This is a genomic window from Rhodococcus sp. NPDC003383, assembly GCF_053589115.1.
The window spans coordinates 136400-157355 of the sequence record NZ_JBSFRG010000011.1; the positions used below are offsets into that span (position 1 = coordinate 136400).

Genomic DNA, 20956 nt, shown 5'->3' on the forward strand with positions numbered 1-20956 from the left:
TGTCGTCACCTGGCCGTCAGCTGGATTCCGATGGCCGTCACCACGACGTTGACCACGAACAGTGCCATGAACGCGTACACCACCGTTTCGTTCACGGCGTTTCCCACCGCTTTCGCACCGCCCGAGACCGTCAGCCCGCGATAGCACGCGACCAGTCCGGCGATGAGACCGAACAGCAGCGCCTTGACCGAGGAGATGATCACCTCGTCGATGCCGGTCAGCAGGGTGATTCCGGCGGCGAAGGCTCCGGGATTGACGTCCTGGACGAACACCGAGAAGGTGTAGCCGCCCATCACCCCGATGATGCAGACCAGTCCGTTGAGCAGCATCGCCACGAGACCGGACGCGAGCATCCGCGGTGTGACGAGCCGCTGGACGGGGTCGATTCCGAGAACCTCCATAGCGTCGATCTCCTCGCGGATCGTGCGCGAGCCGAGATCCGCGCACATCGCGGTCGCTCCCGCGCCCGCAACGATCAGCACGGTCACCATCGGCCCGACCTGCGTGACCGCACCGAAAGCCGCACCCGCCCCGCTCAGGTCGGCGGCGCCGAGCTCGCGCAGGAGGATGTTGAGTGTGAAGCTCACGAGCACCGTGAACGGAATCGCCACGAGCAGCGTCGGCAGCAGCGACACCCGGACGACGAACCAGGACTGCTCCAGGAACTCACGTGCTTGAAAAGGCCTGCGGAACAAGAACTTCACCGCGTCGGCGGACATCGCGAACAGTCCCCCGACCGCACGAACCGGACCCGACCGATCGCCCGAGAGGAGGCCGCGTACCCATCCGCTCGGCACAGGCCACTCTCGTGGCGCGCCGGAGACACCCCGTTCCCAGGATGATTCTCTGATTTCGGATCGCATCTTTGCCCCATCTGCGAACGATATTCTCGATTGCCGTAAAGCTTACAGTTGATTCGTCAGAACTCAAGGACCGAGGTTACGCGAGTTGCGAGCAACGCTTGTGGCGCACAACTGATCCCACGAACTGCACCGCTGCGGTGACAGCGTCCGGCGCTCACTTCACCACGACCGCGGCAAGATCCCGATCGAGCGAACGGGAGTACTCGGCGAAGACGTCACCGAGCGGGATCGTCCGATCGAGCAGCCAGGAGATCTCCATTCCGTTGATGAACGCGATGATCTCGACCGCCCGCACCGACGCGTCGATGTCATCCCGGTACCGACCCGAACGCTGGTGAGTGCGAATCGTCTCGGCGACGATGTCGACGGACAGGCGCCACCTGTCGAGCAGTCGACCGTGCAGAGGTGCGTCCGGCATCAGGTTCTCGACCAGCATCACCACGAACGTCCCCACCAGCTCCGGCGACTGTTCGATGCGGCAGGCCGTCTTCCGGATCTCCTCGGCCAGATCCCCGGCCGGATCGGCGCGCGCGTGATCGTCCGCGTCACGCGCGTCGAGTACCGCGTGCAGCAGTTGCTCCTTCGACGAGAAGTGGTACAGCAGACCGGCGGGGGTGACCCCGACCTCCTGTGCGATCTGCGCGAGCGTCGTACCGCGCCAGCCGTTGCGCGTGAGGATGCGCTGCGCGGCGGCGACGATCTGCAGCCGGCGATCCTCCCCCTTGGACAGGAGCGCGTCGTAGGACCTCGTGACCTGCACAGCACCCTCCGGTCGATGGTCGGACCCACGGGGGATCACGGGAATGCCGCACTCCGAAAACGCTGCATTCCGAAATCGTTGTCGTCTCACACCTTTCAGGCCTCCCCGCCCCGATCCGGTGCTGGATGAGAATTCTACTCTCAGAATCAGAGAATAATGCTTGCATCGCAAGACTCGGAGCCCGACACTGGTAGCAGTCGATGAGATCGTTCCGACTGCAGTCCTGCCCAGCGCGCACGCGAATACGAATCCTCCGAAAGGTGGTAGACCTGTGACGACCAGCGCAGCCAGCGACATTCGATACGACCCGTACGACGGCGAGATCAATGCCGATCCCTACCCGATGTTCAAGCGTATCCGCGAAGAAGCGCCCCTCTACTACAACGAAACCCACGATTTCCATGCGCTGAGCCGCTTCGCGGACGTCGACCAGGGACTCGTCGACTACCAGACGTTCAGCTCCGCTCGCGGTGCGATTCTCGAACTCATCAAGGCGAACATCGCGATTCCGCCGGGCGTGCTGCTCTTCGAGGATCCGCCGATCCACGACATCCACCGAAAACTGCTGGCGCGGATGTTCACTCCGCGCAAGATCCAGGCACTCGAACCGAAAATCCGCCAGTTCTGCGCCGAGGCGCTCGACCCCCATGTCGGATCGGGCCGGCTCGATTTCGTCGCCGACATCGGCGCACAGATGCCGATGCGGACGATCGGCATGCTCCTGGGCATCCCGGAGGAGGACCAGGAAGCGATCCGTGACTTCGCGAACGAGCAGATGCGGACCGAGGAAGGCGGCAAGATGAAGGCCGCATCCGACGGCATGGTCAGCGGCGACATCTTCGGCGCATACATCGACTGGCGCGCCGAGCATCCGTCGGACGACATCATGACCGAATTGCTCGAGGTCGAGTTCGAGGACGAGACCGGAACGGTTCGTCGGCTGACCCGGGACGAACTCCTGACCTACGTGAACGTCGTATCCGGGGCCGGCAACGAAACCACCACGCGGCTCATCGGCTGGGCCGGCAAGGTGCTCGCCGAACACCCCGACCAGCGACGACAGCTCGTCGAGGATCCGACGCTGATCCCCAAGGCCATCGAGGAACTGCTGCGGTTCGAGCCGCCGGCACCGCATGTCGCGCGGTACGTGACCCGGGACGTCGAGTTCCACGGCACCACCGTTCCCGAGGGCAGCGTGATGATGTTCCTGATCGGCGCCGCCAACCGCGATCACCGCCAGTTCGGTCCCGACAGCGACACATTCGACATCCATCGCGAGCCCCGTCGGCATCTGACCTTCAGTGTCGGCACGCATTTCTGTCTCGGTTCGGCACTGGCGCGGCTCGAGGGCCGGGTCGCGCTCGAGGAGATCCTGAAGCGTTTCCCCGAGTGGGAGGTCGACGCGGCGAACGCCGCGCTGTCGCCGACATCGACGGTGCGGGGCTGGGACACTCTGCCCACCTTCGTTCCCTGACGTCCGGCCGCGGAACGCTGCCGGTTCCGGCGGCGTTTCGTCGTGCCCGGGGTTCATCGTCTTGTCACCACACGGGTGCGCGCCCGAGGACACCGTCGTCTTCGAGCGCGACGATCGCCCCGTCGTCGAATCCGAGTTCGGCAAGGATCTCGTGGTTGTGCTCGCCGAGCAGCGGTGCGCGGCGGACGTGGACGTCGGTCGGCCCTTCCGAGAATCGCGCCGCCATCGTGCTGTACCGCGCCGTGCCGAACACCGGATGGTCGAGTTCTTCGAAGAATCCCCGGTGCGCGAGCTGCGGTATCTCGCTCTGCCGGTGCGGTTGCATCACCTTCGCCACCGGCACACCGGCACCCCACAGCACCTCCACGATCTCGTCCGCCGTCCGGCTCCGGCACCACCGCGCCAGCTGGTCGTCGAGAAGATCGTGGTGGCGACGCCGCCCCTCGGCGGTGCCGAGCTGGGGATCCGCCGCCCACCCGGGATCGCCCAGCGCAGTACGCAGGAACGACCATTGTTCGTCGGTTTCGACCGCGACGGCCACCCAGCAGTCGGGTCGCCCGAACTCGTCGAGCTCCTCGGTCCGGTACAGGTTCTGCGGCGCAGCGACCGGACCACGATTCCCGTCACGCTCGAGAAGCGTTCCGTACGCGGAGAACTCGATCACCTGCTCCGCGGCGATGTTGAGCGCCGCATCGACCATCGGTGCCTCCACCAGTGCGCCCTCACCGGTGCGGCGGCGTTGTTCGAGCGCCACGAGCAACCCCACGAGCGCATGGACACCGGCGTTCGGATCGCCGACCGAATAGGGCTCCACTGGATTCTGATCGCGATGACCGGTCAGCCAGCTCAGGCCCGAACTGTCCTCGATGACGTAGGCGAAGGCCGGGTTGTCGCGCCACGGACCGTCGAGGCCGAATCCCGGCATGCGAACCAGGATCGCGTCCGGACGCAGGGCACGAACCGTGTCGAAGTCCAGCCCGATCTGGTCGAGTACACGTGGGGTGTAGTTCTCGACGATCACATCGCACGTCGCGATCAGCCGGCGGAGCACCTCACGACCACGTTCGGTGCGGAAATCCAGGGCCAGGCTCCGCTTGCCGGTGTTCAGGGCGGCGAAGATCGGCGACTTCTCCCACCAGTCGTCCTCGGAGACCGGCACTCCCGCGATCAGCCGGGTACCGTCCGGGCGCGACGCCGATTCCAGGTGGATGACGTCGGCGCCGAGCATCGCGAGGACGTGGGTGCAGGAGGGTCCGGCCCAGAAACTCGTCATGTCCAGCACGCGCAGGCCGTCGAACGGCCGAACCGAACGAGAGCCGGCCGAACCGGCGGCGCCGTTGTCCGCCGGCCGCGGCGTCCCGATTCGCAGGCGCCGATCCCGCGTGTGTTCCCCGAGGGCGGGCGACGGTCGCGGTCCGGGCAACGCGCCGGGCTCGATGCGGTACGGGCGAACCGGTTGGACGAAGTCTCCGCGGGGGTTGTCCGTGAACGTCCCCCGGATGCGGTAGTGATCGATTCCGGTGACGTTCTCCCCGTTGCCGACCGGACCGCTCGGAATCCGCAGGGCCACGGCGAAGTCGAGGATCTCCTCGACGGACCGCTCCGCGATCCACGCCCGGATCTCCGGGGCCATCTTGATGGCCTGTTCGGTGATGGACAGCGGTGATTCCTCGTCGATCCATTCGGGGTGCCCCACCATGACGCACAGGTCGAACCACTGCTGCGCGGTTCCGCACCCCAGCGCGACCAGACCGTCCTGCGCGGTGGCCACCCCGGGAACGGTCAGCCGCCGCTCGGTGCGGAACGGGCGATCGAGTCCGTCGAAGAACGAGACCGGATGGTAGGTGAGACAGAGGATCTCGGTTTCGAGCATGGACACGTCGACGAGTTCTCCGTCGCCGGTGAGCCGGGTGCGTGCCCGCGATGCCAGCGTGGCCGCCGCGGCCGTCGCACCGGTCAGCCATTCCCCGATCCTGCCGCCGATGTGCACCGGTGCGCGGTCGGGAGCACCGCGCCCGAGCCCGATGATCCCGCCGGACCACGCCTGGACGGTGAATTCGGTGGCCGGCCGGTCGCTCCACGGGCCGTCCAGACCGAACGGGGTGATCGCGGTGACGGTCAGGTGCGGATACGCCTGCCGGAGTTGCTCGGGTCGCAGCGACGGGTGTTCGGCGACCGCCGATTCACGTGACCACACCACCGCGTCCGCGGTCTCGAGCAGCGCGTGGATCGTGTCGAGGTCGTCCTCCAGGTCGGGGTCCGCGACGACGCTGCGCTTGCCTCCCGCGAGGAACGCGAACAGGGCTCCGTCGCTGCCGGATTCGATCCGGGCGCCGGAGGCGCTCCAGGTCCGCAGCGGATCGCCGCCGGGTGGTTCGACCTTCACCACGTCGGCGCCGGCGTCGACCAGCATCTTCGTGCAGTAGGCACCGGCAATGCCGGTCGACAACTCGACCACGACGTATCCGCTCAGCGGTGCCGAGCCGGCCTCGCCTTCATCGTTCCCGTCCACGAATCCCTCGGTCCTCCTTCGGTCTCGACACACTGGGCCGTTCGGGCACCGTCACAGACCGAGGAAATCCATCACGTTCCCGCTGACGATGCGGGCCGCGGCGTCCGGGCCGACCGCGTCCACGACGGCGGCGAGAGACTTTTCCGAGTATCCGAACGTGCTCTCGTTGTGCGGGTAGTCGGACGACCACATGATCTTGTCGATTCCGATCTCGTCGGCCATCGACAGTCCCAGCGGATCCACCATGAACGAGGCCCACATGTTCTCGTCCCAGTAGTGCCGGATGTCGTGTTCGACGGGACGGTCGAGCATGTGCCGGAACGAGGCGAGCAGGTGCTCGGCGTCCTGGATGGCGGCCGGCACCCAGTTGATCCCGCCTTCGAACCAGCCGATCCGCAGTGCCGGATGACGATCGATGATGCCGCTGAAGATGTACTTGGCGAACATCTCCCGGAACGGGGCGACGTTGTGCATCATGCCGACCGCGACGCTGTTGACCTCGCACGGGCTCGACAGCGGCGCTTCGCCGATGTGGTGCGAGACCGGAACCCCGGACGCCTCGATCTCGTCCCAGACCGGGATCATCGCGGTGCTGGCGTAGTCGATCTGGTTGCCGTCGTTGTCCTTGCCCGCCGAGAGTGGGAGCAGGAAGGTCTTCAGGCCGAGGGACTTCAGTTCGGCAAGCGTGCGCCGGGCACCGTCCGCGTCCCACCAGTTGACGAGTCCGACCCCGTAGAACCGGCCGTTCGACCGCTCCTGCAGCTCGGCGATGTATTCGTTGTATATCCGGAAGGACAGTTCGCGAACTTCCTTGTCCGGGTAGAACAACAGCGCGAGGAGCGCATTGGGGAAGGCGAGCTCGACGTCGATGCCGTCCTCGCCGAGATCTCGAATCCGGGCTTCGAGGTTCGTGCTTCCGGACCCGTCCAGCGGGTCGTACTGCATGAGTACGTGACTGAAATCGCCCGGGAGGAAGGACTTTCCCTTACGCCCGAGCTGGTACGCGCCTTCCTCGTACCAGACGCGCGGCGCCCGGTCCTTCATTTCTTCGGGAAATCGCTCGAAGAAGATGTCGTCGGCGAGCGAGATGTGGTTGTCGGCCGAGAAGACCTTCGTCCCGGCGGGCAATCCCACCCCGCCCGCGGCGTGACCGCGCCGGTCCTTCGGTGGACCGAATCCCTCGGGCGGATACAGCAACGAGCTCGTGTTCGGAACCGGCATCGTGACCCTCCGTTTCGGATCGATTGGTTCACACATTTCGCGACGCGACATCGGCGTGATGCCCGTCGAGTTTTCGTCGGACCGGACCGGTGATCACCACGCGACCGGCAGCGAGTAGACGCCGAACGCCAGACGATCGTGCTTGAATTCGACGTCCTCGAACGGAATCGCCAGGCGCAGAGTCGGAATACGGCGAAGCAGCGTGCTGTAGACGATCTGCAGCTCCGCCCGCGCGAGCTGCTGTCCGACGCACTGGTGCGGCCCGAACCCGAACCCGACGTGCAGGCGAGCCGGCCGGTGCACATCCAGCTTGTCCGGTTCGGGGAACGCCTTGGCATCCCAGTTGGCCGGTGCGAGGTCGACGATGATGCCCTCCCCCGCGCGGATCGTCTCGCCGGCGATCTCGATGTCCTCGACCGCGACGCGGCGCTGTCCGTTCTGGATGATGCTCAGGTAGCGCAGCAGTTCCTCGACCGCGTTGGCCAGGACCTTCTTGTCGTCGGTGTCGCGGACGACGGCGAGCTGCTCGGGGTTGCGCAACAGCGCCAGTGTGCCGAGAGCGATCATGTTGGCGCTGGTTTCGTGCCCGGCGATGAGCAGCCCGGTGCCGAGCTGCGCAGCCTCCTTCATGCTGATCTCCCCGGCCCGGACGCGTTCGCCGAGTTCGGACACGACGTCCTCGGCGGGTGCGTCGATCTTCGCCTCGATCAGCTTGATGAGGTATTTCGCCAGCCCGGTCCGGCCTTCGGCGGCCTGCTCGGCGGTCGCGTACCGGTCGACTCCGATCGTGGCGTGTGCCTGGAAGAACTCGTGGTCCTCGTAGGGCACACCGAGCATCTCACTGATGACCAGGGACGGAACCGGGAGTGCGAGGGCCGTGACGAGATCCGCGGGCTGGGGGCCGGCGAGGATCGCGTCGATGTGCTCGTCGGTGATCCGCTGGATCGCGGGGCGCAGCGCGTCGACCCGCTTGAGCGTGAACGGCTTGGTGAGCATCCGCCGGAAGCGTGTGTGTTCCTCCCCGTCGGAGGTGAACACCGAGCGCGGGCGCTTGTGCACCGTCGAGAGCATGCCCTCGTTCCAGTGCGGGAAGCCCGGCTTGCGGTCGTCGACGCTGACGCGCGGATCGGACATCAGCTCCTTGAGTTCGGCATAGCCGGTGACCAGCCACGGCGTGCTGCCGTCCCAGATACGGACCCGGCTGAGCGGGCGCTGCGCGCCCATGTCCAGCACCTGCGGCGGAGGAGCGAACGGGCATTCCGCGGCCCGGTCCATCGGATACTCGGGAATGTCTGCGGCTGTGACGCTTTCGGGTCCTGCCAGCGTGTCGGACATCGCGCTCCTCGTGATCGGTCGTGGGGTCATTCCTCGATGCGGATGGCCAGTGCAGGGCACATCGACGCGGCCTCGCGCACACCGTCGGCGAGGTCCTCCGAAGGGCTGTCGTCGAGCAACACGACGATGCCGTCGTCCTCCCGCTGGTCGAACACCTCGTCGGCATGCGCGACGCACTGCCCGGCGGCGATGCATCTGTCCTGGTCCACGTAGACCTTCATGGCGTCTTCCTTCGTGGGTACGTGTGGGCGGTGGCGCCCGAAACCGGAGGTCAGCCGGTCGTGACGGGTGCCAGCAACAGGCCGGTGATCGCGTCGATCAGGCTGGTGCCGGTCGCGGTCCAGTCGGAGCCGGTGCCACCGTCTGCGAGGGTGCGCTCGAGCTGGGCGCTCGTGTGCACGATGAGCAGGCGGGCCATCGCGAAGCGTTGACGGCGGACGTCGGGCGGCAGGTCCGGCAACGACCGTTCCAGTCCCGCGATGATGGTCAGCAGTGACCGGGAGGTCAGCGACTCCTCCGAGACCACGTCACGGAACGCGGGGTCGGGCATGAGCTGTGCACTGAATCGTGCGTACCACGTGGGATTTCCGAGCGAATCGAGATGCTCGGTCAGCGGGCGCACCAGGCAGGTCACCCAGTCCCGCACATCGGCGGAGTCGCCGACCTGCGCGACCATCTGATGGCAGAGTCGTTCGACGTGCGCGTTGTGCTTGCGCACGATGGCCCGGACCAGGTCGGCTTTGGTTCCGAAGTGGTATCCGACAGCGGCGTTGTTGCCCTGTCCGGCTTCCTCGCTGATCTGCCGGTTGGAGACGGACGCGATGCCCCGCTCGGCGAACAACCGCTCGGCGGCCGCGAGAATCGCCCCCCGGGTCGCGCTGACACGCTCGGCGCGAGCTGTTCGATTCGCGGTGGTCATCGCATCCGCTCCTTGTGTGCCCCACCCAGCGAGGCGTCGGCTCTCGTTCCGGGTGAGGACGTTGCGATCGGGGGCGGCCACCCGAGCCATCACTCGGGTGGCCCCTCGATCCCATCCCCCGTGATCCCCGTCACAGTAAATCCGACGGGCACGGTTAAGTCAAGCAGTTGATTTAAATTGCCGATCCGCAGGCGTGATTCCCGCCGGTCTCCGCTCAGGACGTCGGCGTGGGAGCGGCCGGTGCGGGAGCAGGCTTCCTGCGCAACGGTTTTCCCGCGGTGGTGCCACCGTCGACGGGAAGCACCGTCCCGGTGAGATAACGCGAGCGATCCCCGGCGAAATACAGCGCGGCTTCGGCGACGTCCTCCGGGGTCCCGTCCCGTTCGAGCGGCCGATCCGTCTGCATCGAGGCACGAACCGCGCGCGTGAGCCGTTCACTGCGCTCGTCGGCCATCGCACTCATGGACGTGGTGAGCAGGGCCGTGGGTATGCTGCCCGGCGCAATGCAGTTGACACGGATGTCGTACTGCGCCAATTCGATCGCCGCCGACTTCGTGAACTGGACGATCGCGGCCTTGGACGCCCGGTAGGTCATCACGCCACCGCCGGCCTGGATCCCGCCGATCGAGGACATGTTGACGATCGACCCGCCGCCGTGCTCGGCCATGAACGACGCCGCGTACCGAGTGCCTGCCATGACACCGAGCAGGTTCACTGCCATGACCCTGCCGAAGTCGGCGAGGTCGTCGTGAAGGAAACTCTTGTGCATCTTGCCCGGAATGCCGGCATTGTTGCACATCACGTCGAGTTTGCCGAAGCGTTCGATCGCGAATTCGACCGTGGCCGCGACCTGCTCGACGTCCCCGACGTCGGTGTACCGGAACACCGACGCCGGGCCACAGGCTCGGACCAGCTCCTCTGCGCGCTCACGTTCCACGTCCGCGACGACCACACGAGCACCCTCGGCGACGTACCGCTCGACGATCGCGCGGCCGATCCCCGATGCTCCACCGGTGACGACGGCGACCTTGCCGGTCAGTTCGTTGACCATCGATTCGATTCCCTTTCGATTCGGAAGAGCGCCCTGGACGCACATTCGCAGCGATCCGACCACCTCGGGAGCACCTCGCATCGCCGAGACCGCAACGCCGCTGACATGCGCCGGCGCCGGAGGCGAATTCCACCTGCATCGATCCCTGGACGCGACGCAGAGCCCCACCGGCCGCGAGGGTACGGGAAAGAATGTTCCGGGGAACGGGGAATCCGGTCTTTCGCAGACATTCGACCGTCGACGGCACGACCTTCCGCTTCCACGCCACCGAGACCATTCGCTGCGCGTACGAATATGGGACCGGCCATATTTCGGACTCCGCCGCCGAACCCGGACGGGGACGAATGTCCGAATCCTTGCCCGAGCTCCCGTATGCAGAGTATGATTCTCGTCACTCGGAATTATCATTCTGTTCCGAGGCAAAGGCGATTCAACCGGGGCATGCCCCACACAGATTCCTTTCACGACCGCGCGGCGGACATCCGCATTTCTCGGGGCACACGACCGACACCGAGCAGCATCCTCCGGTTCCGTCCGGCGCCACGGCCGACGGCCCGAGAGACCACAGACACAGGAGGGAAAGATCGTGGGACGAGTTGAAGGCAAGGTTGCGTTCGTCACCGGCGCCGCGCGCGGACAGGGCCGGAGCCATGCGGTTCGCCTGGCCGAAGAGGGCGCGGACATCATCGCCGTCGACCTGTGCGAGGACATCCCGACGATCGGGTACGCGATGGCCCGCCCGGAGGATCTCGAGGAAACGGCCCGGCTGGTCGAGAAGACCGGACGCCGAATCGTGACCGCGCAGGCGGACGTACGCGATGTGGCGCAGTTGCGTGCGGCGCTCGACGCCGGCATCGCCGAGTTCGGGAAGCTCGACATCGTCGTCGCGCAGGCCGGCGTCGCAGGAATGAAGGGTGAGCCTCAGATCCAGGCCTGGTGCGATGTCATCGATACCAACCTGATCGGCACGATCAATGCCATCCAGGTGTCGCTCCCCCATCTCGGCGACGGCGCCGCCATCGTCGCCACCGGGTCGACGGCAGCCCTCATGGACACCTCGAAGGTCGACAACCCGGGCGCCGACCTGGGCGGCATGGCCTACGTGCACTCGAAGCGGGCACTGACGCACTACGTCTACGACCTGGCCACCCACCTCGCGCCGCGCGGCATCCGCGCGAACGTCGTCCACCCGACGAACTGCAACACCGCGATGCTGCAGAGCGAGCCGATGTACCGCTCCTTCCGTCCCGACCTCGAGCACCCGACCCGCGCGGATGCCGAACCGGCCTTCGGGGTCCAGCAGGCGATGCGCATCCCGTACGTCGAACCCGAGGACATCAGCAACGCGATCGTCTACCTCGTCTCCGAGGAAGCCCGCTACGTCACCGGTGTGCAGTTGCGGGTGGACGGCGGCGGCTACCTCAAGTGGTACGACTACCACGTCTGATCTCCCCTGCTCATCTCCCCTGCGGGGCACGGATTCACGACAACTCGAAGGACAGGTCAATGAAGGTGAAAGTCGATTCGCAACGCTGCCAGGGTCATACGCTCTGCGCGATGAGCGCCCCGGGCGCCTTCGAACTGAGTGAGATCGACGGTCACGCGTCCGCGGTGTACGACCGGGTCCCGGCCGATCAGGAGGAGCAGGTGCGCGAGGCGGCACGATCGTGCCCCGAACAAGCCGTCTCCATCTCCTGACCCCGCCCGAACAGACGTGCGCCGTGAACCGCGACCAACCGAGGGAAGCCACACCGTGACCACCGAGAACATCGTCACCGACGAAGATCGCAAGAAGAACCGATACCAATTCGACCGCCACACACCCGAGTACCGGCATCGGTTCGAATCGATCACCCAGGAGATGCACGAAACCTGCCCCGTCGCCTGGACGGACACCTACGACGGCCACTGGGTCGCGGCCGGCAGCGCCGCGGTCTTCGAACTGGCCCGCTGCCCGCACATCTCGAACGATCACGACATCAACAACGAACGCAAGGGCTACAAGGGCATCTCGATCCCGACCGCCCAGCGCGCGTCACTCGTGCGCGGCGGCATCCTGGAGATGGACGACCCCGAACACCGCGAATACCGTTCGGTGCTCAATCCCTATCTGTCGCCGGCCGCGGTGCAGCGGTGGAAGCCGTTCATCGACGAGGTCGTCCGCGCGAGCCTCGACGAGAAGATCGAGCAGGGCCGCATCGACTTCGTCGACGACCTCGCCAATGTCGTGCCTGCGGTGCTGACCCTGGCGATGCTCGGGATTCCGTTGAAGCAGTGGTCGATCTACAGCGAACCGGTCCACGCGGCGGTGTACACACCGGAGAATTCGCCCGACGCCCCGCGCGTCGCCGAGATGCACCGGGCGATGGGACTGGACCTGCTCACCAACATGCACGAGATCCGCCAGAATCCGCGGCCGGGACTGGTCGACGCGCTCCTCGAACTGCGCATCGACGGTGAGCCCGCACCCGACCTCGAACTGCTCGGGATGCTGGGGCTGATCATCGGCGGCGGTTTCGACACCACGACGGCGCTCACCGCGCACGCCCTCGAATGGTTGTCCCAGAATCCCGAACAGCGCGACGAACTCAGCCGCGAACGTGACTCTCTACTCGACTCCGCGACCGAGGAGTTCCTGCGCTACTTCACCCCCGCCCCCGGTGACGGACGCACGATCGCGGCGGACTTCGAAGCGGCCGGCACCGAGTTCAAGGAAGGTGAGCGTCTGTGGCTGTCCTGGGCGATGGCCAACCGCGACCCGTCCCTGTTCCCCGAGCCGAACCGAATCATCATGGACCGCAAGGCCAATCGCCACTTCAGTTTCGGACTCGGGATCCATCGGTGCATCGGGTCCAATGTGGCGCGCACGGTGTTCAAGTCGATGGTGACCGCGGTCCTCGATCGCATGCCCGACTACCGGTGTGATCCGGAGGGCACCGTCCACTACGAGACGATCGGCGTCATCCAGGGCATGCGCAATCTGCCGGCCACCTTCACGCCGGGACCACAGCTGGGTCCCGGCCTCGACGAAACGCTCGAGAAGCTCCAGCGTCTGTGCGACGAGCAGCGTCTCGCGGAGCCGGTGACGGTACGCCGCGACGCGGCGAAGATCGGTGACCCGCAGTGATCAACCGTCCGGACTGAACAAGCACACTGCCGTCGTCGCCTCGACCACTCCTCCGGAGATGGTCGAGGCGACGGCGGCGGGCGGGAATCACCCGGCGGGCAGAAGGTCCGATCGCACGCGAGGCCGCGACAGCCGTCCGGTGCAGAACGTCTCGGCGGCGGCCACGTCGGTTGCGCTCGCGCCTGCCGCGACGAGCGCCTGGGCCTTGAACGCCCTCGCAGCCAGACTCAGGCGGTGCTGCACGAGCCGCACCTCGCTGTCGAGCTCGGGCGGAATGCGATCGCCCCACAGCGTCACTTCCGTGGGGTGGTGCCCCAGAGCGGCGTGGACCCCGTCCCGGACCCGGGTGTCCGAGCTGTACAGGTCCGCCTCGACGGCGACGGTGTGCGGGTACAACCCTTTGCGGCGAGTCGTCAGGACGGATTCGAGATCACCCGTGCCCACCCCCAGGATCCGCAACGGGCGCGGATCCGATGCATCCTGAACGAAGACCGTGACGTTCCATCCGGCCATGACGCGATCGAACAGCCAACCGCCGGCGAACCGGACGACGTCCGCAGTGTTCAGCGCGACGACGTCGAGGCGGTATCGAGAGTCGACGGTTCCGGATTCCCCTGACGACCCGTTCTCTCCCGACCCCTCGCCCCCCGAGCCCTTCCGGTGAGCCGTGTCGAACTGCCGAGCTGTCATGGAAGTTCCTTTCTGCCTGACGAGACCGAATTACCGTGACGACCGAACGGTCCGACGCCTGCCGACAGACGCAGCGCACTCCATCGACCTCGGTGTCCCGGGTACTTCCGAACTGCATCCCCGCCGGTCCTCGGCGACACGCGCACCCCCGTGCGCGTCGCACGACAACGGTGTGGCACGGCAACCCCCTGCGGACCGAGAACCTAGTAAACACACAGTAGGTTGGTTTGACAGATGTGACAAGGGTCTCATTCGAGACTGTTTCGGCACCTCGTCACGCCCGCGGCCGAGCCGACCCGGTCGCATACCAGGCCGGCTCCCGGGCAAGGTTGAAGCTCCAACCATAGCCCGCAACAACGCTTTACGAGCGTTCGAAAGCGGCAACGATGCCCATCGCCGGCGCAGCGCGGACAGACCGGAACTCGACCACCCTCCGCCCGGCGGCACATCGGCCACTGCGCGGGCCGGTTCGCAGAGGGACCATGTCCGGACGGTCGCCCACTCGTTCGACACCGACGTCCCACGAATAGAACTACAGCAGTGACACTTTCGACACGCACCCACAGCCGAATGACGGAACCGGGCGGGCGGTCGCATCTCGGTCACCGAGATTCATGCCCGATCACGTTGCTGTCCAATAATATTCGCGTATCGGTGCGCGTTCCGGTATCCGATGGGACCGTCCCCGACTGTGGCACATCACAGCACGAGTGCGATTCCCCGTGCGTTCCGGATCATTTCGTGCTGACATGTGGGATGTCGGCGAGACACATCCCTGGGGCCGGACGTTGACGCCGACCCCGAGAATGCGGAAGCGTACAGGCGGAACGCCCGTGCCGAGCCGAGGATCGCACGATGCTCGAAGCGAGCCCGGTACTCGAGCCAAGGAGGTACACATGCCGGACCGCGCGCCGTCGTCGACCGACGCCGAGTCCCTGCTCCTCGCCGCCGAGGAAGCCGAAGCCGAAGCGGTCGCAGCCGAAGCTCGCGCTCGCGCCGCGCGCCTTCGTCGGCAGGCGCGCACGGCCGGTTCGGACGACTCCGGCGAAGGGACCGAGGCTGTATCGACCGAAGCTGTATCGACCGACGCTGGGTGCACAGGATCCGGCGGCCGCCGACGGACTCTCGCGGCCGTGGCCGCGAGCGCGGTGATCTGCACGGCCATCGTGGCCTGCGCCTACATGCTCCGGCATCACGCCGGGGCGAGCGATCGAGACCGCCGCGCGGCGGAGTTCGAGGCAGCGGCACGGCAGGGTGTCGTCACCCTGACCACGCTCGATTTCGACAACGCCGACGCCGATGTTCAGCGGGTCCTCGACAACTCGACCGGTGAGTTCCACGACGACTTCCGGAACCGGGCCCAGGACTTCGTCGACGTCATCGAGCAGTCGAATGTCGCGACCGAGGGCACGGTCGACGCGGCCGCGGTGGAGTCGATGACCGACGACTCCGCGGTCGTGCTGGTCGCCGCGACCTCGAAGGTGACCAACGCGGCCGGTGCCGATCAGGAGCCGCGGGTGTGGCGGCTCAGCGTGACCGTCATCCGTGACGGTGATCGGCTGAAGATGTCGAAAGTGGAGTTCGTGCCGTGAACAACGACTTCGAGGATCCTTCCGCCGCCCGCGCGAGCACCCCGGCCGGGACGCTGCGGCGGCTCGTCTCCGGACGGACGGTGCTGCCGCTTCTCGCGATCGTGTCCGTCGCGGTCGCGTCGGGGCTGTACGTCGGCCTGTACCGGACGGATGCCCGCACCGGCGACGACGTGGCGCGCGCGGCGCTCGATGCCGCCACCGCCGGATCGGAGGCACTGCTGTCCTACTCTCCGGAGACGATCGACGCGGATCTCGAGACCGCCAAGTCGTATCTGACCGGGGACTTCCTCGCGTACTACACGGATTTCACCGATCGGGTCGTCGCGCCGGCCGCGCGCGAGAAGTCGGTGACCGCGACCGCCTCGGTGGTGCGAGCGGCGGTCTCGGACCTGCAGGCGGATGCGGCCACCGTGCTGGTCTTCACGAATCAGGTGACCACCAGCGCCGACAGGCCCGACCCGACGGCGATGTCGAGCAGCGTGCTCGTGTCGCTGACCGAGGTCGACGGCAGGTGGCTCATCTCCGCGTTCGATCCGGTGTGACCGGTCTGCTCATCCGGTGACGACGAGGCAGAACACATGGCCACCCGGGTCGCGGTAGGTGCGGAACGTCGGGCTCGGATTCGGTCCGATCACGCGGACCGCGCCGTGCTGCAGCGCCCAGCGTTCCGCGGCCTCGAGGTCGGTGACCTGCAGGTCGAGGTGGGCACGCAGGGGTACGGTCTCGGCGGGCCAACTCGGCGGGACGTGTCCGGGTGCCCGCTGGAACGCCAGTCCCCCTCCGGCCGGTGCCCGCAGCTGAACCCAGTCGTCGTCGGTGGCGTCGGAATCGAGTTCCCAGCCCAGCAGCGCGGCGTAGAACGCGGCCAGACCGCGCGGGTCGGGAGTGTCGAGCACGAACACCTGCAGACCGATCTCGGGGCGTGACATGCCGCCATGGTGCTCCCCCGCGCCGCCGGACCGCAGCTGTTCGGCAGAAGGGAGCGCTCCGGCGCCTCGCTACCGGACCCCCTCCGGGGCAACCTCCCGAAGCACATCGGCGAGCGCGCGATAGTCCTCGGCGCGCCCGCTCGACGAACGGAACACGAGGCCGATCGTGCGGCCCGGAACCGGTTCGGCGAACCGCGCGACCGCGAGATCGCCGGTGGCGCACTCGACCGCGACCGACGACGCCGGAATGAGCGTGACGCCGAGTCCGCCGGCGACGCAGCGCACGACCGTGGCGAGCGAGGTCGCCCGGGTGTCGCCGGAGAGCGGATGCGCGTCCACGGAGCGGCACAGGTCCAGGGTCTGGTCCCGAAGGCAGTGCCCCTCGTCGAGGAGCAGCAGCGGGAGTTCGTCGAGCACGGTCAGCGGTACGTCGTCCCGACCGGCGAGCGCGTGGTCCGGGGGGACGACGAGCACGAAGTCCTCGGCGTAGAGCGGTATCTCGATCAGGCCGGTCGATCCGGACGGCAGCGCGAGCACCGCGACGTCGAGGGTCCCGGCGCGCAGCGACTCGAGCAGCCGGGCCGTCTGGTCCTCGATGACGTGCAACGACAGCGACGGCATGCGGGTCCGCAGTTCGGGCAGCAGCGTCGGCAGCACGTAGGGCGCCACGGTGGGAATCAGGCCGAGACGCAGTGGTCCGGTCAGCGGATCGGTGACGCCCGCGGCAGCGGCGACGAACCCGTCGGCCGCGTCGACGATGGCCTTGGCCTGGCTCAGGAGGCGCGCACCGTCCGGAGTCACCAGCACGCGGCGGGTGCTGCGTTCGATCAACTGCACGCCGAGACCGGATTCCAGGGCCGCGAGACCCTGGGACAGCGTCGGCTGGCTCACGTGCAGGCGGGCAGCCGCCGTCCCGAAGTGACGGTGGGTCGCAACCGCGACGAAGGCACGGAGCTGCGACAGGGTCGGCTGATACTGCTGATCGGACACGCCTATGAGTATATCCCGACCGATAGATTTCCCTTTAGACTTGGTCGCGACGAACGAATACACCGGGGGTTACTGTTTCCTCCATGACGATTCAGGTCGGCGTCGTCCGGGTCTTCACCGACGACCGCGGAGAACACGGCAACCCACTCGGCATCGTGCTCGACCAGGACGTCGACGCCGCCGACCGCCAGCGGATCGCGGCCGAACTCGGCTACAGCGAGACGATCTTCGTCCGGCCGCCCGGACCCGGCGGGACGCGCGCCCAGGCCCGAATCTTCACTCCCGCGAAGGAACTTCCGTTCGCCGGTCACCCCACGGTCGGATTGTCCTGGTGGCTCCGCGATCGCGGAACCCCGATCGACACCCTCGAGGTCCCGGCCGGGCCGGTCGCGGTGCGCTACGACGGGGATGTCACCTGGGTGGGTGCGCGTGCGGACTGGGCACCGCCGTTCGTACTCGATCAGCGGCCGGCCCCAGAAGACGTGGACCGGTGCAGCTCCGGCGACTTCGCCGATGCAGCCGAGTGGTACGTGTGGGCCTGGACCGGGGAAACGGCCGGAACCGTCCGGGCGCGGATGTTCGCACCCGCGTTCGGCATTCCCGAGGACGAGGCGACCGGAGCCGCCGCGGTCCGGCTCACCGCCCACCTCGGCCGGGACCTCGACATCACCCAGGGACGCGGATCGCGGATCCGGACGGGCTGGCTGTCGGACGGGCGCGTCGAGGTCGGCGGTCGCGTCGAACGCTGCGAGTCACGCTCCCTCGCCCGCTGACCGCCGCCCGGCCGCGAGATCCTCCTCGCTGAGGAGGACCTCGATTTCCCTCCCGAACTCGACTCCGGGTGCCAGCGGAAGGCGGTCCCCGCTCCAGAACCGACCCGGGTCGTACCAGTTGCTGCCCCGCCGCCGCTGTTCGAGCAGCCCCATCTCCTCCATCGTCATACCGACGACCTCGGCGCAGTAGGCGCTCTCGATGCCCACGTCCGACGGCTTCCGGAGCCGCGGCAGGCGACCGGCGAACCAGCGGCCCGTCAGTTTCGCGGTGGACGGGAACGGCGTGCCGTCGAGCCGCGCGATCGACCGCAGCAACTGGTCCTCCTGCTCCGGGCTGATCTGCGTGGAGATCTGCCGGAGCCAGCCCCGCTGCCCGTACCGGGCGCTCCACACCTGCACCGCACCGCGCAGATCGTGCAACTGCACGCCGCGCTGGTGCCGGCCGGTCCACATGTCGGGCAGGCTCTTTCCGAGCTCGGCGTGCCACATCAGCGGCGGCAGGTCATCGAGGACGACCGCCATCCCGACGTGATTGACCGGCGCGTTCGTCAACGCCTGGATCGCACGGTCGGCTCCGCTGCTGCCCCGGAAGATCCACAGGTCACCGGTGCGTGTGATCGCCACCGCCTCGTCGAGCGTGATCCGGGATCGTGTCGCGCTGTGCTCCATGCCCGACAGCCTTCCATGCCACGGTGACCGGCTCCCGCGACCGGTCCGGCCGGGGTGGCCGGGTAGGCGGGTGGGCCGGACGACAGACATCGTCGTCCCTTAGGGTCGGGGCCATGGCACTTCGGGGCAGGCAGTGGTGGAAGCTGGTCGGACTGGCCGGTGTGGTCGGCGTCGCGGCGACCGGCGCGGTCGCGGTGCGTGCCGAACGCAAGCGGCGGGGTTACACGCCGGACGAGGTGCGCTCGGTGCTGCACGAGCGGTATACGCAGGCGACGGCCGCGCACGACTCCGCGGGCGAGGTACCGCTGACGGAGATTCCGGCGACACCGGTCACCCGGCTGCGCCGGGCACTGCGCCGGCTGCTTCGCCGCCGCTGACGGATCGGCCCTGGGGCAGGTCAGCCGAGTGCGACCGCGAATCCGTCGACGAGATCCTGGACCTGCTCGTCGGTCATGACGAACGCCGGCGAGATCTGCATCGCACCCTGACCCGCCGCGCGACCCGAAATACCTTGTGCGCGCAGCGCCTTCACGAATCCCGGCGCCTCGGTCGGGTCGGCGAGCTGAACCGCGGCGACCGCACCGAGACCGCTGCGGATCTCCGCCACGCGGGGGTGATCCGCGAGCGGTGCGAGCTTGGTGTGCAATGTGGTCTCGAGCCGCGCGGCCTCGTCGAGCAGCCCTTCGTTCTCGAGGATGTCGAGGTTCGCCAGGGCCGCCGCGGCCGACCCCGCGTGTCCGCCGTAGGTGTAGCCGTGGCGCCACCACACCCCACCGGCGAAGAACGGCTCGGCCACCCGCGGAGCGACGAACACGGCGCCCATCGGCAGGTAGCCGGACGTCAGACCCTTTGCGGTGGTCATGATGTCGGGCTGCAGATCGAACCGTGACGACGCGAACCACGATCCACCGATGCGGCCGAATCCGGTGACCACCTCGTCGACGACGAACAGGATGTCGTGGTCGCGGCAGATGTCACGGATCTCGGTGAGGTAGCCCTCCGGCGGCAGGTACACCCCACCGGCGCCGATGATCGGTTCGGCGAAGAACGCGGCGATCGTGTCCGCACCGACGGACTCGATGAGCTCGAGCAGCGCCTTCGCGTCGTCCCACGGCACCGTCGCGGTGTCGTCCCACAACTGCCCGTAGCCCTCGCCGTTGACGGGGATCCCGGCCAGCGACGTGCCACCGATGTGCATGCCGTGATACGCCTTCTGCCGTCCGACGAGCAGCGTCTTGGTGGACCGGCCCATCTCCTGCCAGTAGCGGCGGGCCAGTTTCGCGGCGGTGTCGATCGAATCGGAGCCGCCGGAGGTGAAGAAGATCTTGCTGTCCGGGACGGGCGCGATCGCGGAGAGTCGTTCGGCGAGCGCGACCGTCGGCTCGAGCGCGAGATCCCCGAAGTTCGAGTAGTGCGCGACCTTTGCGAGCTGCGCGGCCACGGCCTCGCCGATCTCGGTGCGGCCGTGCCCGATGTTCGCGAACCACAGGCCCGCGGTCGCGTCCAGGTAGCGGGTGCCGGCGTCGTCCCAGATGTAGGCGCCCTCACCGCGAGCGACGACGAACGCTCCGTCGCGTTCGATCGCGCCCATGTCGGCAAATCCGTGCCACAACGCGCCCACGATCCACTCCTGTCCACGTCCGTTCGGTGCCCGTCGGCCATCGTACGTACCGGCAAACGATTCTGGCGCGCGGGACATGCGTGCGCCACGCTGGAACACATGACCGGATTCCGGTTCTCCGTCAACGTACTCGGCATCGAGTCCCCGGAAGCGTCTACGTAAATCTGATACTTTCTGCCACTGGCGTGGCAGGCGGTGAAGATCCACGTTCCTCACGGCTACCCACCACACCATCGTGCGATGTTGCGGGCTCGACCGTGTCCCACACCGACGCTTCGGGTGCAGGACAATTCCTCGACTGTGTCACCCCCTTCGGGGGTCTCGAAGCCGTGATGCTGCGGCGGACCCGGCGATGCCGAGGCCTGCGCGGGGTGGGACCGGTCTTGTCCCGGCATTTCCGGACCGGGGCGTGCACCGCGGTCCGGATCTC

21 protein-coding genes are annotated in these 20956 nt (G+C 67.4%); 8 read left to right on the forward strand and 13 right to left on the reverse strand.

The window, feature by feature from the left end:
- Window positions 1-5: 5 nt before the first annotated feature.
- Together ACWDTS_RS12545 and ACWDTS_RS12550 are read right to left on the reverse strand one after the other, a co-directional pair.
- The gene (locus ACWDTS_RS12545; RefSeq protein ID WP_231611185.1) at window positions 6-719 is read right to left on the reverse strand and encodes an MlaE family ABC transporter permease; all 714 of its coding nucleotides are present in this window, start codon (window positions 717-719) and stop codon (window positions 6-8) included.
- A gap of 298 nt (window positions 720-1017) precedes the next feature.
- Complete coding sequence (locus ACWDTS_RS12550; RefSeq protein WP_197254611.1) at window positions 1018-1623, reverse strand: TetR/AcrR family transcriptional regulator; 606 nt, start codon at window positions 1621-1623, stop codon at window positions 1018-1020.
- A 271-nt stretch (window positions 1624-1894) separates the two neighbouring features.
- Here ACWDTS_RS12550 and ACWDTS_RS12555 point away from each other — a divergent pair, with 271 nt between their 5' ends.
- Window positions 1895-3097, forward strand: a complete 1203-nt coding sequence (locus tag ACWDTS_RS12555; protein WP_450111029.1) for a cytochrome P450 — start codon at window positions 1895-1897, stop codon at window positions 3095-3097.
- Between the two features lie 64 nt (window positions 3098-3161).
- Here the strand turns inward: ACWDTS_RS12555 and ACWDTS_RS12560 are convergent, their stop codons facing one another.
- The 6 genes from ACWDTS_RS12560 to ACWDTS_RS12585 all read right to left on the reverse strand — a co-directional run bounded on the left by ACWDTS_RS12560 (window position 3162) and on the right by ACWDTS_RS12585 (window position 10135).
- Complete coding sequence (locus tag ACWDTS_RS12560; protein ID WP_450118276.1) at window positions 3162-5609, reverse strand: CoA transferase; 2448 nt, start codon at window positions 5607-5609, stop codon at window positions 3162-3164.
- 51 nt (window positions 5610-5660) lie between these two features.
- The gene (locus ACWDTS_RS12565) at window positions 5661-6830 is read right to left on the reverse strand and encodes an amidohydrolase family protein (protein WP_197254615.1); all 1170 of its coding nucleotides are present in this window, start codon (window positions 6828-6830) and stop codon (window positions 5661-5663) included.
- A 93-nt stretch (window positions 6831-6923) separates the two neighbouring features.
- Window positions 6924-8165, reverse strand: coding sequence for a cytochrome P450 (locus tag ACWDTS_RS12570; RefSeq protein ID WP_248674761.1), 1242 nt, complete (start codon window positions 8163-8165; stop codon window positions 6924-6926).
- A 26-nt stretch (window positions 8166-8191) separates the two neighbouring features.
- The gene (locus ACWDTS_RS12575; RefSeq protein ID WP_197254618.1) at window positions 8192-8386 is read right to left on the reverse strand and encodes a ferredoxin; all 195 of its coding nucleotides are present in this window, start codon (window positions 8384-8386) and stop codon (window positions 8192-8194) included.
- Window positions 8387-8436: 50 nt separating this feature from the next.
- Complete coding sequence (locus tag ACWDTS_RS12580) at window positions 8437-9084, reverse strand: TetR/AcrR family transcriptional regulator (protein ID WP_197254625.1); 648 nt, start codon at window positions 9082-9084, stop codon at window positions 8437-8439.
- A 214-nt stretch (window positions 9085-9298) separates the two neighbouring features.
- Window positions 9299-10135 carry an SDR family NAD(P)-dependent oxidoreductase gene (locus ACWDTS_RS12585; RefSeq protein ID WP_450111032.1) on the reverse strand — a complete coding sequence of 279 codons (837 nt, stop codon included), beginning with the start codon at window positions 10133-10135 and terminating at the stop codon, window positions 9299-9301.
- Window positions 10136-10721: 586 nt separating this feature from the next.
- On the opposite strand from ACWDTS_RS12585, the gene ACWDTS_RS12590 reads away from it, so the two are divergent.
- From ACWDTS_RS12590 to ACWDTS_RS12600, 3 genes are read left to right on the forward strand one after another with little or no spacing between them, the layout of a single operon-like run.
- Window positions 10722-11582: a mycofactocin-coupled SDR family oxidoreductase gene (locus tag ACWDTS_RS12590; protein WP_450111033.1), complete on the forward strand. Its 861-nt coding sequence runs from the start codon at window positions 10722-10724 to the stop codon at window positions 11580-11582.
- Window positions 11583-11641: 59 nt separating this feature from the next.
- Window positions 11642-11833 (forward strand): ferredoxin, encoded by a 192-nt coding sequence (locus tag ACWDTS_RS12595; RefSeq protein ID WP_197254630.1) that lies wholly within the window; start codon window positions 11642-11644, stop codon window positions 11831-11833.
- A gap of 55 nt (window positions 11834-11888) precedes the next feature.
- The gene (locus ACWDTS_RS12600) at window positions 11889-13262 is read left to right on the forward strand and encodes a cytochrome P450 (protein ID WP_450111034.1); all 1374 of its coding nucleotides are present in this window, start codon (window positions 11889-11891) and stop codon (window positions 13260-13262) included.
- 87 nt (window positions 13263-13349) lie between these two features.
- On the opposite strand, the gene ACWDTS_RS12605 is transcribed toward ACWDTS_RS12600, so the two are convergent.
- A complete protein-coding gene (locus ACWDTS_RS12605; RefSeq protein WP_231611186.1) occupies window positions 13350-13952 on the reverse strand; it encodes a hypothetical protein in 603 nt (200 codons plus the stop codon).
- A gap of 896 nt (window positions 13953-14848) precedes the next feature.
- On the opposite strand from ACWDTS_RS12605, the gene ACWDTS_RS12610 reads away from it, so the two are divergent.
- Both ACWDTS_RS12610 and ACWDTS_RS12615 read left to right on the forward strand, forming a co-directional pair.
- The gene (locus ACWDTS_RS12610) at window positions 14849-15544 is read left to right on the forward strand and encodes a hypothetical protein (protein WP_450118277.1); all 696 of its coding nucleotides are present in this window, start codon (window positions 14849-14851) and stop codon (window positions 15542-15544) included.
- The gene (locus ACWDTS_RS12615; RefSeq protein WP_450111036.1) at window positions 15541-16086 is read left to right on the forward strand and encodes a twin-arginine translocation pathway signal; all 546 of its coding nucleotides are present in this window, start codon (window positions 15541-15543) and stop codon (window positions 16084-16086) included. Before ACWDTS_RS12610 ends, ACWDTS_RS12615 begins: the two co-directional genes overlap by 4 nt.
- 9 nt (window positions 16087-16095) lie before the next feature.
- Here ACWDTS_RS12615 and ACWDTS_RS12620 read toward each other — a convergent pair whose 3' ends face one another.
- Together ACWDTS_RS12620 and ACWDTS_RS12625 are read right to left on the reverse strand one after the other, a co-directional pair.
- Window positions 16096-16473: a VOC family protein gene (locus tag ACWDTS_RS12620; protein ID WP_450111037.1), complete on the reverse strand. Its 378-nt coding sequence runs from the start codon at window positions 16471-16473 to the stop codon at window positions 16096-16098.
- A gap of 69 nt (window positions 16474-16542) precedes the next feature.
- A complete protein-coding gene (locus ACWDTS_RS12625) occupies window positions 16543-17463 on the reverse strand; it encodes a hydrogen peroxide-inducible genes activator (protein ID WP_197254638.1) in 921 nt (306 codons plus the stop codon).
- 83 nt (window positions 17464-17546) lie between these two features.
- Between ACWDTS_RS12625 and ACWDTS_RS12630 the strand changes: the two genes are divergently transcribed.
- Window positions 17547-18236: a PhzF family phenazine biosynthesis protein gene (locus ACWDTS_RS12630; protein ID WP_450111038.1), complete on the forward strand. Its 690-nt coding sequence runs from the start codon at window positions 17547-17549 to the stop codon at window positions 18234-18236.
- Here the strand turns inward: ACWDTS_RS12630 and ACWDTS_RS12635 are convergent.
- Window positions 18216-18905, reverse strand: a complete 690-nt coding sequence (locus ACWDTS_RS12635; RefSeq protein WP_248674755.1) for a hypothetical protein — start codon at window positions 18903-18905, stop codon at window positions 18216-18218. The genes ACWDTS_RS12630 and ACWDTS_RS12635 overlap by 21 nt on opposite strands.
- Window positions 18906-19018: 113 nt before the next feature.
- Between ACWDTS_RS12635 and ACWDTS_RS12640 the strand changes: the two genes are divergently transcribed.
- Window positions 19019-19282 carry a hypothetical protein gene (locus ACWDTS_RS12640; protein WP_450118278.1) on the forward strand — a complete coding sequence of 88 codons (264 nt, stop codon included), beginning with the start codon at window positions 19019-19021 and terminating at the stop codon, window positions 19280-19282.
- 20 nt (window positions 19283-19302) lie between these two features.
- Here the strand turns inward: ACWDTS_RS12640 and ACWDTS_RS12645 are convergent, their stop codons facing one another.
- Window positions 19303-20496 carry an aminotransferase family protein gene (locus ACWDTS_RS12645; RefSeq protein ID WP_450111041.1) on the reverse strand — a complete coding sequence of 398 codons (1194 nt, stop codon included), beginning with the start codon at window positions 20494-20496 and terminating at the stop codon, window positions 19303-19305.
- Between the last annotated feature and the right edge of the window lie 460 nt (window positions 20497-20956).

What these genes read in the sequence shown, in the direction of transcription:
- ACWDTS_RS12545 (WP_231611185.1), bottom strand. Translation starts at nt 719, where the DNA reads ATGTCCGCCGACGCGGTGAAGTTCTTGTTCCGCAGGCCTTTTCAAGCA.
- ACWDTS_RS12565 (WP_197254615.1), bottom strand. Translation starts at nt 6,830, where the DNA reads ATGCCGGTTCCGAACACGAGCTCGTTGCTGTATCCGCCCGAGGGATTC.
- ACWDTS_RS12570 (WP_248674761.1), bottom strand. Translation starts at nt 8,165, where the DNA reads ATGTCCGACACGCTGGCAGGACCCGAAAGCGTCACAGCCGCAGACATT.
- ACWDTS_RS12575 (WP_197254618.1), bottom strand. Translation starts at nt 8,386, where the DNA reads ATGAAGGTCTACGTGGACCAGGACAGATGCATCGCCGCCGGGCAGTGC.
- ACWDTS_RS12580 (WP_197254625.1), bottom strand. Translation starts at nt 9,084, where the DNA reads ATGACCACCGCGAATCGAACAGCTCGCGCCGAGCGTGTCAGCGCGACC.
- ACWDTS_RS12585 (WP_450111032.1), bottom strand. Translation starts at nt 10,135, where the DNA reads ATGGTCAACGAACTGACCGGCAAGGTCGCCGTCGTCACCGGTGGAGCA.
- ACWDTS_RS12595 (WP_197254630.1), top strand. Translation starts at nt 11,642, where the DNA reads ATGAAGGTGAAAGTCGATTCGCAACGCTGCCAGGGTCATACGCTCTGC.
- ACWDTS_RS12605 (WP_231611186.1), bottom strand. Translation starts at nt 13,952, where the DNA reads ATGACAGCTCGGCAGTTCGACACGGCTCACCGGAAGGGCTCGGGGGGC.
- ACWDTS_RS12610 (WP_450118277.1), top strand. Translation starts at nt 14,849, where the DNA reads ATGCCGGACCGCGCGCCGTCGTCGACCGACGCCGAGTCCCTGCTCCTC.
- ACWDTS_RS12620 (WP_450111037.1), bottom strand. Translation starts at nt 16,473, where the DNA reads ATGTCACGCCCCGAGATCGGTCTGCAGGTGTTCGTGCTCGACACTCCC.
- ACWDTS_RS12630 (WP_450111038.1), top strand. Translation starts at nt 17,547, where the DNA reads ATGACGATTCAGGTCGGCGTCGTCCGGGTCTTCACCGACGACCGCGGA.
- ACWDTS_RS12635 (WP_248674755.1), bottom strand. Translation starts at nt 18,905, where the DNA reads ATGGAGCACAGCGCGACACGATCCCGGATCACGCTCGACGAGGCGGTG.
- ACWDTS_RS12640 (WP_450118278.1), top strand. Translation starts at nt 19,019, where the DNA reads ATGGCACTTCGGGGCAGGCAGTGGTGGAAGCTGGTCGGACTGGCCGGT.
- ACWDTS_RS12645 (WP_450111041.1), bottom strand. Translation starts at nt 20,496, where the DNA reads ATGGGCGCGATCGAACGCGACGGAGCGTTCGTCGTCGCTCGCGGTGAG.